10 protein-coding genes are annotated in these 12,192 nt (G+C 68.0%); 5 read left to right on the top strand and 5 right to left on the bottom strand.

The features are described 5' to 3' along the window. Positions 1–22: 22 nt before the first annotated feature. From KGD87_RS28630 to lspA (KGD87_RS28615), 4 genes are read right to left on the bottom strand one after another with little or no spacing between them, the layout of a single operon-like run. Positions 23–1,177 (bottom strand): MXAN_5187 C-terminal domain-containing protein, encoded by a 1,155-nt coding sequence (locus KGD87_RS28630; protein WP_284664134.1) that lies wholly within the window; start codon positions 1,175–1,177, stop codon positions 23–25. A gap of 41 nt (positions 1,178–1,218) precedes the next feature. After that, the gene (locus tag KGD87_RS28625) at positions 1,219–2,526 is read right to left on the bottom strand and encodes a prolipoprotein diacylglyceryl transferase family protein (protein ID WP_284664133.1); all 1,308 of its coding nucleotides are present in this window, start codon (positions 2,524–2,526) and stop codon (positions 1,219–1,221) included. Between the two features lie 52 nt (positions 2,527–2,578). Further along, positions 2,579–3,187 carry a signal peptidase II gene (gene lspA / locus KGD87_RS28620; RefSeq protein WP_284664132.1) on the bottom strand — a complete coding sequence of 203 codons (609 nt, stop codon included), beginning with the start codon at positions 3,185–3,187 and terminating at the stop codon, positions 2,579–2,581. Between the two features lie 33 nt (positions 3,188–3,220). Further along, positions 3,221–3,817 (bottom strand): signal peptidase II, encoded by a 597-nt coding sequence (gene lspA / locus KGD87_RS28615; protein WP_284664131.1) that lies wholly within the window; start codon positions 3,815–3,817, stop codon positions 3,221–3,223. 139 nt (positions 3,818–3,956) lie between these two features. Here lspA (KGD87_RS28615) and KGD87_RS28610 point away from each other — a divergent pair, with 139 nt between their 5' ends. Continuing rightward, on the top strand, positions 3,957–4,310 hold the full coding sequence (locus KGD87_RS28610) for a hypothetical protein (protein WP_284664130.1): 354 nt from the start codon (positions 3,957–3,959) through the stop codon (positions 4,308–4,310). 58 nt (positions 4,311–4,368) lie between these two features. Here KGD87_RS28610 and KGD87_RS28605 read toward each other — a convergent pair whose 3' ends face one another. Then, a complete protein-coding gene (locus KGD87_RS28605; protein WP_284664129.1) occupies positions 4,369–5,790 on the bottom strand; it encodes an endonuclease/exonuclease/phosphatase family protein in 1,422 nt (473 codons plus the stop codon). Between the two features lie 470 nt (positions 5,791–6,260). Between KGD87_RS28605 and KGD87_RS28600 the strand changes: the two genes are divergently transcribed. The 4 genes from KGD87_RS28600 to KGD87_RS28585 are packed head-to-tail and all read left to right on the top strand — an operon-like array spanning position 6,261 to position 12,185. Next, positions 6,261–6,920 (top strand): hypothetical protein, encoded by a 660-nt coding sequence (locus KGD87_RS28600; protein ID WP_284664128.1) that lies wholly within the window; start codon positions 6,261–6,263, stop codon positions 6,918–6,920. A gap of 14 nt (positions 6,921–6,934) precedes the next feature. Continuing rightward, positions 6,935–7,402: a c-type cytochrome gene (locus KGD87_RS28595; protein WP_284664127.1), complete on the top strand. Its 468-nt coding sequence runs from the start codon at positions 6,935–6,937 to the stop codon at positions 7,400–7,402. Further along, a complete protein-coding gene (locus KGD87_RS28590) occupies positions 7,402–11,658 on the top strand; it encodes a DUF4114 domain-containing protein (protein ID WP_284664126.1) in 4,257 nt (1,418 codons plus the stop codon). Before KGD87_RS28595 ends, KGD87_RS28590 begins: the two co-directional genes overlap by 1 nt. Next, positions 11,655–12,185: a type IV pilus modification PilV family protein gene (locus KGD87_RS28585; RefSeq protein ID WP_284664125.1), complete on the top strand. Its 531-nt coding sequence runs from the start codon at positions 11,655–11,657 to the stop codon at positions 12,183–12,185. The genes KGD87_RS28590 and KGD87_RS28585 overlap by 4 nt, the downstream gene beginning before the upstream one ends. The last annotated feature ends 7 nt before the right edge of the window (positions 12,186–12,192 follow it).

The raw sequence follows: 12,192 nt of genomic DNA, 5'->3' as shown, positions 1-12,192 counted from the left end.
CCCGCGCACTGTCCGGTGACGGCTACTTCGGCACGGCCTTGAGCGACGCCTTGCCGTCCTTGATGACGACCTTGAACTCCACCGCCTTCGCGTTGTGCTGCTTGAGCAGCTCCGGCACCTGCTTGCGCAACGTGGCCGCCACCGATTCGTAGGACAGCTTCGACGTGTCCTCCTGGCAGCGGCGCTTCGCGGTGACGTACGCGTCGTAGACGGCACGCAGCTTGTCGTCCGCCATCCCACCGCCGCTCGCCGCGGGAGGCCGGGACGCGGTGGAGGGAGGTGGCATGGACGCGGGCCGCGACGGCGGCGGGATGCCGCCGGCCGCGCTGGGAGCCTTCGATGGGGGCGGCATGCTGCCAGCGCTGGTGGCCACGGGCCGAGACGAAGGCGGCGTGCTGCTCGCTCCGACGGCCGGAGTCCTCGACGGAGGCGGCGTGCTGGCCACGGCGCCCGGTGCCTTCGCCGCCATGCCCGGCGGCGCCACCGACGTGCCATGCGCAGGCGTGCCACCCACCGTGGGCAGACCGCGCGGCGGTGTCCCCGCCACGGGCGCCACGGCGGGAATACCCGTCAGCGGCGCCACGGCGGGGGTGCCACGCAGCGGCGTGCTCCCCACCGCGGGCGCGCCCTTCGACGGCGTACCATCCGTGGCCTGGAGGAAGCGGGTGGCCACCTGCGGCTCATTGACGGGCCGAGGGCGGCTCAGTTCCTCCACCTCCTCGAAGTCCATGTCGGAGATGTCCTCCGGCAGCTCGACGACGCCCTTCTGGCCCGCCGCGCCTGGCGAGCTGGCCTTCCGGCTCTCCGCGCGGCGGCGCGCCTTGAAGACATCCCGGCGATAGGTGCCCGCTTCGATTTCCTGGAGCGTGCGCACCCACAGCCGTTCATACGTGAGGAACTTGTTGTACAGGCTGGCGACGCGGAACTTGGCGGAGGTGCTGCGGATGAACGCGCCCTTCAGCTTGTTCAGCCGCTTCTTGAGGTCTTCGTGCGCGCGCGACGGCGCCTGACGCTCGTTGCCCAGGAAGTACTGTTCGTAGAGGTTGCGGAGGACGGCGACCTCCGCCTCCAGGGCCTCGCACTCCTGGAGGACGGCCTCGCTGGAGCCGGGGTCGGCCGAGGTGGACCTGCCAGCGAAGCTCTTGGATGCGGACTGTCGGGCGTCGGGGGGCGGCATGACTCCTCAGAGTGTCCCCAAGAGGCCCGCGCGATTCAACCTCACGCAGCCGAGGGGGTAGGCCCCAGGCTTGCCGCCTCGCTCTCCCGGCGGCGGCCTTTCTGGGCGAGCAGCACCGCGCCAAAGGTGAACATGCACAGGGAGATGAACTGACTGGTGGAGACATTGTACCACGCCTCCAGCGGCACCGCCGAGGCCAGCTCCCCCGCCCCCAGCGACTGGAGCAGGCCGTGCAGGGTGCCTCGCTCCACGTCCCCCCGGAACAGCTCCACCGTGCTCCGGAGCACCGCGTAGGCCATCAGCCAGAGCGCCAGGACGTGGCCATGGAAGCGGCGGTAGCGCCGGGCGTACAGCAGCCCCACGAAGAGCACCACCTGCCCGACGGACTCGAAGAGCTGGGTGGGGTACAGCCCCAGGGTGTGGCCCTGCTGCGCCACCCAGTCGGAGATGCGCACCGCGCCAGGCGCGGCGTGGTGGAAGATTTCCCCCGTGGCCTCCACGACGTACCGCGTGTCCTGGAGCTGGGACGAATAGGCCAGGCTGGACGTGTTGCCGAGCCCGCCCAGGAGGTCCTGCGCCACCCCGCTGCCGGGGAAGTGCACCGCGGTGGCGGCATGCGCGGGCGCCACGTCCCCCCAGCAGCACCCCGCACTGAAGCACCCCAGGCGGCCCAGGCACTGGCCCAGCGACACGGTGGGGATGCACACGTCGGCGAGGCGCCAGAAGTCCAGGCCATGCATCCGCGCGAACACGAACGCGGCCGCGGACGCGCCAATCAAGCCGCCGTAGAAGACGAGCCCGCCGCCCAGGGAGAACACCTGCGTCCAGTCACGGGCGTAGTCCTGCCAGTTCACGAGCACGAAGAGCAGCCGGCTCCCGCCGATACCGCCGAGCAGAATCCAGACCGTCATGTCCATGAGCTGCTCGCGCTTCTTCGGCCCCTCCACGTCCACCCACGCCCCGTCGTCCTTCAGCTCCAGCGTGCGCCATTCGTCCTGCGCCAGCCGGCCCGCCACCGTCACCGCGGTGGTGAAGCCCAGGGCCAGCAGCAAGCCATAGGTGTGCACGGGGATGCCCTCGCCCTGGGCGCCCGGAAAGGCCCCGGGCGGCAGCGAGTACCGCAGGGCGAACCAGGCCAGCACGGCGCCCACGAGGCCATACGCCGCGGCCCGCAGCAGCCGGTCTTGTGAGGACACCGGCGCGCGCGTGCCCGTCCGGACATCCAGCGCGCCTTCGGCGCTGCGCCAGCCGTTGAAGACGACGTAGCCCACCGTGCCCGCGGCCATCGCGTACAGCAGGAGCTGCGACCAGAGCGAAGTGAAGGTGAGGTGGACGAGGACGGGGAGCATGGCGACGAAGGCTACCCTCGTTGCGCGGGCGGGACGACCCGCATGCGCGCCTTCAGGCCCGCCCGGCTGCCTGGGCCGGCTTCTCCTTGCGGACGAAGGAGTCGACGATGAGCATGCCCACGCCAACGCAGATGGCCGCGTCGGCGACGTTGAAGGAAGGCCACGCCACCTTGTCGAACCAGTGGGCCTCCAGGAAGTCGATGACGAAGGCCCGGGCGACCCGGTCGATGTAGTTGCCCAGCGCGCCGCCCAGCACCAGCGGCAGCCCCCACAGCGCCCACTTCTCCTCCGGGTCCGTTCCAGACAGCTTGCGGAAATAGAAGGAGATGAGGAGCACCGCCGCGATGCTCACCACGTGGAAGAGCGGCACCCGCGTCTCGGGAGGGAGGCTGCGGAACAGGCCCCACGCGGCGCCCGGGTTCTCCGCGTAGCGGAGGCGGAAGAACGACTCCGAAAGCTCGATGTGCCGGCGGGGCTGGTAGTGCAGCCCGTTGAAGCCCTGGGGGGGCGGGGCGGAGTACATCGCGGCCAGGCGCTCGCCCAGGCGCTCCTTGCCCTCCATCTGGGTGGTCAGCTCGCGGACGACGACGTACTTCGTCCACTGGTCGAGCGCGATGACGCCAAGGGTGACGGCGAGGAGGATGATGTATTTGCGCGGCACGGTCCGGGACTTACACCAGCCGCCGCCCGCCCGTCACGGATTGGGGCGCTTCGTCGTCCGCAGCGAGTCCAGCAGCATGAGACTCACCCCGACGCTGATGGCCACGTCCGCCACGTTGAAGGTCGGCCAGCGCATCCCCGGCTGGTTGCGCCAATGCCAGTCAATGAAGTCGATGACGTAGCCGCGCAGCAGCCGGTCCACGAAGTTGCCCAGCGCTCCGCCCGCCACCAGCGCCAGGGACACCCGGGCCAGCCGCTGCTCCGCGGGCATGCGCCGGTACATCACGAAGATGAAGCCCATGGCCACCAGGCTCACCACGAGGAAGAAGAGGCGCCGCGCGCCGTCGGGCATGTCGCCGAAGATGCCCCAGGCCGCGCCCGGGTTCTCCACGTAGCGGAAGTGCCAGTAGTCCTCGATGAAGCGATAGGGCCGCAACACCCGGAACGGCCCGTCCTCGGGCGGCGGGCGGTTGTCCAGGTTCCGCTCGGTGACGAAGCCCGTCACCCGCGCCAGGCCTTCCCGCCCATCCAGGGCATCCGTCAGCCGGGAGACGGCCAGGTACTTGGTCACCTGGTCCGCGGCGAGCACCGCGACAATCACGAGGAGGAGGAACCGATGGGAGACTTTCATGTCGCGCGCCCTCCTCTATCCCGCCCCCCGAGTCCTGACAATGAAGAGCGCCACCCGCCCCTCTCCTGTCCGCTCGCTCCGTTTCCCGGCCAGCACCGGTTTGGGGCATGGTGTCGCCATGTCGCCTGTTGAACCCGACGTGAATCCCTCAGTCTCCGACACGCCCCCACCCTCCGAGGCCGCGCCCAAGCCCGCGAAGCCCTCGTTGATGGCCCGCTTCAAGAACCTGATGCTCGAATACGGGCCGCTGGCGCTGGTGGTGAACTACGCCATCTTCGGGCTGGTGATTGTGGGCTTCTACGCCGCCATCGAGTTCGGCTTCCAGCCGAGCAGCACTGGAGAGAAGGCGGGCAGCTGGGCGGCGGCCTACGCGGCGTCGCAGGTGGTGAAGCCGCTGCGCCTGGCCGCGGTGTTCGTGCTCACGCCGCTCATCGCCCGGATTCCTCCCGTGGCGCGCTTCATCGAGCGGAACAAGCACAAGTGGAGCTTCTGAGCCGAGGCCCGCGGCGGCCCAGGATGGCCGCCGCGCCCCCGCGAGAAAGGGCGGCCCCTCAGAAGTTGGGGACGAGGAAGTCCTTCACCACGCCCATGTGCTGCATGTTGGAGGCGCTGCTGTCACCAGACTGCACCGGGGCAATCTCCGACAGCGGCCGGTAGGTGCGGCTGTCGAGCACCAGCCCGTTGGCGAAGGTGCTGGAGCCGATGACGGTGGCCTGCTGGTACTGGCGCAGGTCCTGGTCCACCAGAATCTGGTCGTAGGGCTTGTTGCGGTTGCGGTTGGTGCCCGTGGTGCCGTTGTGGTCCGCCGGGTGCGGACCCGCCGTCGTCACGACCTGCCGGAAGGTGGCGAAGCAGGACTCGTTGAAGCTGTCCGTGTTCAGGTCGCCGCCGATGATGAGGTAGTCGTCCTCCGGAATCTGCGAGCGGACCTCATTGACGATGGCTTGCGCCTCCGCGTTGCGGTTGCTCGCGCTGGACGTGAGCAGGTGCACGCTCACCGCCCAGAGGTCGCGGGGCCCCGGGATGTCGATGCGCGCCCAGGCGAAGTCCCGGTTGGACACGCGCGGGTCGGGCCACTGGCCGAACTGGATGATGGGCCAGCGGCTGATGATGCCATTGGGAATCTGCGCGCCCGTCTCCCGGGAGTAGTGGAAGCCCGGCGCAATCTGATCCACCAGCGAGCGGATGTCCGACGCCGAGTCGTTCCCGTAGTTGAACTCCTGCATCAGCACGATGTCCGGGTCCACGCCCTTGATGAGGCGGATGCCGTGCCCCGGATCATAGGACTGGTAGTTGCCACTGCTGAGGTTGGACGCCATCACCCGGATGGCGGTGTGCCCCGCCTCCGTGCCGCCGTCCGTCCCCGCGTCGGTGCCGGCATCCGTCCCTGCGTCCGTACCGGCATCCGTCCCTGCGTCCGTACCGGCATCCGTCCCTGCGTCCGTACCGGCATCCGTGCCCGCGTCCGTGCCCGCGTCGGGCTCGGTGCCGGCATCCGTGCCCGCGTCGGGCTCGGTGCCAGCATCCGGCTCCGGGTCGACTCCCGCGTCTTCTTCCTGGGTCCCGCCGTCATCGGTGGCCGAGCCGCCATCCTCCTGGACGCCACCGTCCGTCTCCTCGTGCGAACCGCCGTCCACGCCCGCGTCGGTCTGCTCGCACGCGTTGTTCGGCACGCAGTGGCCGCCCTCGGCATCGTCTCCGGACGAAGGGCAGCAGACCGCATCCGGGTGCTCGCACGCGGTCTGCGGATCACAAGCCCGGACGCACAGGTGGCGGTCATGGGAAGCAACGAAGATGCAGGATTCGCCCTGCGAGCAGTCCTCCCTGACGCCCTCGGGGCTGCACTCCGTCCAGAGAACCCCTCCATCCTCCAGCGGCTGCGGCACACGAGGCGGATTGCCCTCACCACACGCCAGGGAAAGAAGTGTGAGCGAAACCGCTGCACACAGGAGGGAGGTGAGCGTCTTCTTCATGCTGTCGGACTCAGGAGTCGAGAGGGAAAAATCGCCGACGACACCCAGGTGCGGACGGCGACGGGAGTATAGAAACCCTCGATGTGGCGGTCCTGTGACTTATGACAAGGCTGAATGATTTTATCCAGGCAGCCCCCCAGTAGCGTCACGGAGAGTCTGGCAGACGCGGCTCAGACGTCCGACTTCCTCAAAAAATTGGAAGCCAAGAAGTCACAGGGGGATAGCGGAAACCCCGCAAGTAATTGCAACTCCGCAACTCTTGCGAAGTCGCCCCAGACCCAGCCTTGAAGTGCGACCCGAACGTTGCCCACGAGTTCCGGCCAGTTACAGTGCCGCCGCTCAGGCATGGCAATTGCGTGGTGAGCAACACTGGCATCGCCCTCAAGGGCCGGAGTCCAAGGGAGTCCCGCGACATGGTGCAACGTCCCACAGTCCGACGGCGGCAAGGTGGCTTCACGCTGCTGCTCGCCATGGGCATCGTCACGATGGTCACCCTCGCGGTGCTCCTCAGTTACGGCCTGGTGAGCCGCGAGGCGGAGGTCCAGGGTGATGGCCGGCGCTACAAGGAAGCCTACTTCGCCGCGGAGGCGGGGCTGGCCGAGGGGCGCGAGGCGATGCGCATCCGCGTGGGCGCTGAGCGGCGCTACACGTTCGCGTTCGCCGACATGCAACAGGTCAACGAACCCGGGCTGAATGGAGGCATCCGGCCCTTCTTCGAGGTGTTGCCCGGCCCTGGCGCCCCCGGCTCCTGGAATTCGCTGGCAATCAACCCAGCCGACCTCGCGCCCGCGGAGCGCCAGAGTCCCTCCGGTGAGGACTACGCGGCCTTCCCGCTCCAGGAGAACGTGCGCTACCGCGTGTTCGTGCGCGACGACGAAGACGATACCGATGACGGCCTGACGGACACCAACGGTCAGGTCTGGCTCATCGCCGTGGGGGAGGTTGTCGGGCGCGCGGGCAGCCGGCCCACGCGCGCCGTCATCCAGACCCTCATCTCCAACGAAAACGCACCAGCCGTCACCAGCCCAGGCAATGAAATGACCGGAGGCGGCCCCGCCAATACCTACTCCGAAACAGGCCCTGGTCCGACCATCCTGACTCCGGTCATGACCCTCAATTCCGGCAGTTAAGTCGAGCGCTCCCCATGAAACGACTTTCCCTGTTGTCCATCATCCTGATTCCAGGCCTGGCCGTGAGCGCCACGGATGAGGGCAAGCTCGCCTTCGAGAAGGCCTGTGCGAGATGCCACACGGTCACCCCCCAGAGCCATGGCACTGGCAAGTCCACCACCGCCAGCAAGCCCGCTCCACCCAAGACGCGCACCCGGGCCATTGACCTGGGGCCGCTGCTCTCCCAGCGCACGCCCGAGCAGCTCCGCACCTGGATTGCGGCCCCCACGCAGGTCAATCGCAAGACGAACTGCGATACGCGCCTGCTGCCCGAGGCGGACCGGGACCTGCTTTTCACCTTTCTGGCCCTCAGCATCCATCCGCCGCCGCCGCAGCGCGAGGAGACCTTGCGCAAGCAACTCCAGCAGGACCTCGAAGCGCGCCGCGCCCGGAAGCAGCGCAAGGCCCAAGACTTGTCCCGTCCTTCCCAGGGGAAGAAGTGATGCGCACGCTCACCCAGACGCTCGCCACGCTCGCCCTGCTGTCGGCGCCGCTCGCTCTCGCCCAGACCCCACCGGAAGCCTCCTCCCGGTTGTGTGAGAACCAGCTCGACCAGAACAAGCAGCCCGAGTTCAACGATGAGAACCTGGAGATTCAGGAGTCGAGTGTCCTCATCACCGATGAGGATCCGGCTCGGCTCCAGCTCAACACCAACCTCACCGCGCTGAACCCGGAGCGCATCTTCTTCCCGTTCGACCAGAACGTCACCATCAGCTACGTCTTCGAGTCAGCCGGCGCTTCGCATTCACTCGGCTACATGTACATGGACGACCTGCGTGACCGCGGGTACGTCGACACCAACGGCAATCTGCTCGACACCAACAACAACGGCATCCTGGACCTTCACGAGGACCTGTTCAACCTGGCGCCCCGGACCGGCACCAAGGCCCGGCCCTACGTCGGACAGACGCGACGCTGCACGCGCACGTTCACCTCGGGAGGCGAGAACTACAGCGAGCCTGAGCTGGCGATGAACGTGGGCTGCGGCGCCACGTTCCAGGGCAACATCGACCTCGCGGACGCCCGGCCTGGCCTCGGCGGCGAATGGAACCGAACGGACCAGGTGGGGGCCTTCGCCAACGGCTCCAACAACCCTGGTGGAGCGTTCTCGGATGGAGGGCTCTTCCCGCACCTCCCCAACCTGCTGGAGCCCCCGTCGGAAGCCAACGGCAACATGGGCCTGGGGCGCATGGTCTTCCTGCTCGCGGATGATGACTCGGGCCGCACCAACTACGGGAACCTGGCGCCCGTGGCCGACGTCGGGGACTTCTCCGAGGGCATCCCCGACTACGACGTCTCCGCTTTTGATCCCCGGGGCCTGCGCCGCACCAACAACCCGGACGACGGCGTCACCGCCTACGACCGAACCGTGGACCTGGGCATGATTCAGGGCGGCAAGGAAATCGTCTTTTTCCTCGTCGTCTACTACCAGAGCGGCCACGGTCCTCGTGAAGGCTACGTCTTTCCCTGCCTGAAGCAGGACCCGGACGGCCGCTGCGCGCTTCACCTGCGCACGGCCACCAACGTCTTCTTCTCCAAGGCCGACTGGAACCTGGACCAGAACCCCGAGGGTGGCACCATCACGGCCGAGCGCAACATCGGCTGCAGTTACGACGAAGGCTGCAACCGCGACAACCCGGCCAGCACCCCCGCCAGAGCCTGCCGCGTCCAGGACACCAACGAGTACCTTTGCGGTTGGCTGGATGGACCTATCACCGAGTGGGGCACCACGCTGTACCGGCTCGCCAATGACGACCTCTTCGACCGGCTCCAGATGCCCATGGAGAAGGTCACGATTCCGAGGCCTGCGGGTGCGCGCAATCCCATGCCGCACGTCATCGTGGGTGCGCCCAGCACGGACCCGTTCCGCTGGATTCTGGGGTTCGAGGACATCCCTGGGGGCGGTGACCGCGACTTCAATGACGTGGTGTTCGTCATCAACAAGCAGAACGGCGGCAGCATCCGCTCCGCCACGGTGTCAGGCGACCTGTCGCCAGACATCGCCAACGACTTCGTCATCACCAAGGTTCGCTTCAAGCGACAGGATGACTACGCGCCTGCCCCGCGCACCTGCGCCGGCGGCCCGCCGTGCTTCACCGAGGAAATCCCGGGTGCCTGCACACCGCCGGATGGCCCTCGGCCCACCATCAACTACTCGCTCGCGGTGGACTGCCGCATCTGCGCCCCGAACCCGGAGACGGAGCAGATGGAGTGCACGCCCAATCCCGAGCCCCCCACCTGGTTCCCGGTGGTCTTTCCGGACACGGAGGAGCCCACCCAGGAGGTGGAGCTGGACATCATGGCCATGGGCTTCACCGGCTCGCAGCTCTGCTGGAAGGTGGACATCACGAGCCCCAGCGAGCTCTGCCGCCCCATCATCGACGACGTCGAAGTGGGCTACCAGGCCGTGCGCTCGGGCAGCTATTCGCGCGCGTCCCCGTCCACGGTGGGCAACGCCATCGTCTGGGGCGTGAACGAGACACCGGGCAGCGCGTGGGGCAGGACCGGAACCTGGCCTGGCAATGGCATGCCCGCGGCGGGGACTCGCGCCTATGACGGCAACAAGGACTTCACCGTCCGCGGGCGCCTCTACTTCCGCTCACTGTATGACCCGGAACTGCCCAGTGCCGCCAATGCCGTCGAGCGCTGGGACGCGGGCCGGGTGATGGCGCTGACCTTCGGCACCAACGGCCACGGTTCGGACCCGATGCAGCGGAAGCTCTACACCCTGAATGCGGCGGGCAACCGGAGCACCGTGTCCGACCTGATGACCGACACCAGCAGTACCAGCCCGCTCTTCCCGGACACCCTCTGCGACATCGAGCAGGGCGGACGGCTCCTGTACGACCTCAACAACGATGGCAAGTGCGGCACGCCCTCCAGCACCGTTCCCGACAAGCGCATCACGGACCACACCAACGACCGCAACTTCCTGCGGGAGTGGCTGTACGGCTGGGAGGACCACTACGCACCAGGGCCCTTCAACGAGCGGAGGCCGTGGGCATTGGGCGGCATCAACATGTCCACTGTCGCCATCAGCGTCCCCCCCTATCTCGATGGCTGGGCACAAAACGCCCGCGCGGGCGAGCGGGACCTCTACCGCCGCAACTTCACCGAGGCCCTCGCCCAGCGCCCCACCGTGGCCTACGTCGGCACCATGAACGGCTACCTGCACGCCTTCGACGCGGGCGCGTTCCGAAACTCCACGTACGACGACTGTATCCCCGGGATGACCATGGTCCGCGGCTATTTCGATACCGCCGCTTCGTGTGCCGGCGCGGGCAACATCAACGCCCGCAACTACGGCATGGGCACGGAACTCTTCTCGTACATGCCCCGCATGATGCTGGAGCGGTACCGCAACCTCTACGTGCGGTTCAACGGCTCGGGCAACCTGCTCCGACCGTCAATGGATGCCTCTCCCAGCATCGCCAACGTGGACTTCGGCATTCCGAACCGGCCCGCGTGGACCCCGTCGTCCTCTGCCTCCAAGACGGAGGGCGCCAAGACGGTCCTGGTCAGCGCCTCCGGGAAGAACAGCCCGGCGGTCGTCGCCCTCGACGTGACCAACGCAAACGACCCCTGGTACCCGCTCCCGCTCTGGGAGTTCAACCTGCGGGAGCCCGCCCTTGAGCAAGCCTTCTCCACCGCCAAGCTGGTGAACCCCCTCATCGACATCCCCGACAACTCGGGCTCCAGCCATGCACCGTCGATTGGACGCCTGACCTGGGGCACGCAGGAAGAGGGGCGGTGGGCCACCGTGGTCGGCACGGACTACGTGCCCGCTTCGCCGAGCCGGGCCGGCACGCTCTACCTCATCGACCTGAAGACGGGGCAGCCCCTCACCTATGGCGCGCTCCCAGGCGGGGCTTATACGGGCGTCATCACCCTGGACCAGGGCTCCGGAATCGCCGCGGAGACCGCGATGCTGGACCTGGACCGTGACGGGAACTACGACGTCTTGTACGTGCCGACGACCGCGGGCAGCGTGTACCGCATCAATCTCGACCAGGTGAATCCGAGCGCGCCGCTGGGCCGGCGGGTGAAGACCTGCAAGGTCGCCAGCGCGCCGGCGACGTTGTCGGACCACCCGGACGCGGCGACGGCCCAGGACCCCATCTACCAGCAGATTCACTCCAACCTCGGCGTGAACCTCGTGCGGAACAACCACGGCCCCGTGGTGCGCTTCTACTTCGGCACCGGCGACAACCCGGACGAATTCTCCGACGGCCCTCCGAACAAGGAAAGCTACCGCTACCACCTGCTGGCCTTCGAGGACACGGACCCCGCCGGGCGTGAGGCCTGCGAGCTGCTGGAGCCTCTCTGGGTGCAGCAGTTGGACCCCGGCCAGGCGGTGTGGGGCGGCGTGGTGGTGGCGCAGGACAAGGTCTACGCGACCACGGCCGTGGGCGCCGCGGCGGACGTCTGCAACCTGAGCGAGACGGAGAGCGGCCGCTACTACGAGTCCGGCCTGCTTCCAGACGGCAACAACCCGCCCGCGATGGCCAGCGCGGCGCTCGGCGGGCATGCCGTCAACGCGCCCGTGGTCCATGATGGCCACCTCATCATTCCCAGCGTGCGCGGTGAGATGCAGGTCCTGGGCAGTGGCGAGTTCAACCAGGGCTCCGCCGCGGGCGGTTCGGCCCGGTCCAGGGTGCTCATCTACGCGCCCAGCCCGGACGGGAGGATTCCGCAGTGAGGTCCCTGAAACACCGTCAGCGTCGCGGCATCACGCTCCTGGAGGTCCTGGCCACCATGGCCATCCTCCTGCTGGGCATTGGTGCCGCGATGATGGTCGTGACCCAGACCAGCTACTCCAACCGCCGCAGCCTCAGCGCCACGCAGGCCCAGCTCATCGCCGAGCAGACGCTGGAGAACATCACCATGATGGGCTGCACGGTGGACCCACCGTGCGGCAACCTGGTGGGGCTGGACGGGACCTTCGACTTCTTCCAGACGAGCGCTGGAGAGTTGAGCCCTGAGCCACCCGACGACCCCGAAGTCATCGCGCGCCACTACCAGGTCGTCGTGGACGTGGACGTGCCAGCCGCCCCCGCCACCATCGAGCCGGGCTCCGTAGTTCCCGCGGCCCTGACACGAGACCTCATCGAGGGTGAGCCCAACACCCAGGGGAACCTCGCCAACGTCCGCGTCATCGTGAGCTGGCGCGAACAGGAGCGCAGCGACCGGCAGGTGGTCATGCTCCAGACGAGGATGGCGCCGTGAGAGCCCT

Source organism: Myxococcus sp. SDU36 (genome assembly GCF_030168875.1).
In the GTDB taxonomy this organism is placed as follows: domain Bacteria; phylum Myxococcota; class Myxococcia; order Myxococcales; family Myxococcaceae; genus Myxococcus; species Myxococcus vastator.
This window is presented reverse-complemented; position numbering and strand designations above follow the sequence as displayed.

Coding starts and splice junctions, on each gene's coding strand:
- KGD87_RS28605 (WP_284664129.1), bottom strand. CDS start 5,790: ATGAAGAAGACGCTCACCTCCCTCCTGTGTGCAGCGGTTTCGCTCACA.
- KGD87_RS28590 (WP_284664126.1), top strand. CDS start 7,402: ATGCGCACGCTCACCCAGACGCTCGCCACGCTCGCCCTGCTGTCGGCG.
- lspA (WP_284664131.1), bottom strand. CDS start 3,817: ATGAAAGTCTCCCATCGGTTCCTCCTCCTCGTGATTGTCGCGGTGCTC.
- KGD87_RS28600 (WP_284664128.1), top strand. CDS start 6,261: ATGGGCATCGTCACGATGGTCACCCTCGCGGTGCTCCTCAGTTACGGC.
- KGD87_RS28630 (WP_284664134.1), bottom strand. CDS start 1,177: ATGCCGCCCCCCGACGCCCGACAGTCCGCATCCAAGAGCTTCGCTGGC.
- KGD87_RS28625 (WP_284664133.1), bottom strand. CDS start 2,526: ATGCTCCCCGTCCTCGTCCACCTCACCTTCACTTCGCTCTGGTCGCAG.
- KGD87_RS28595 (WP_284664127.1), top strand. CDS start 6,935: ATGAAACGACTTTCCCTGTTGTCCATCATCCTGATTCCAGGCCTGGCC.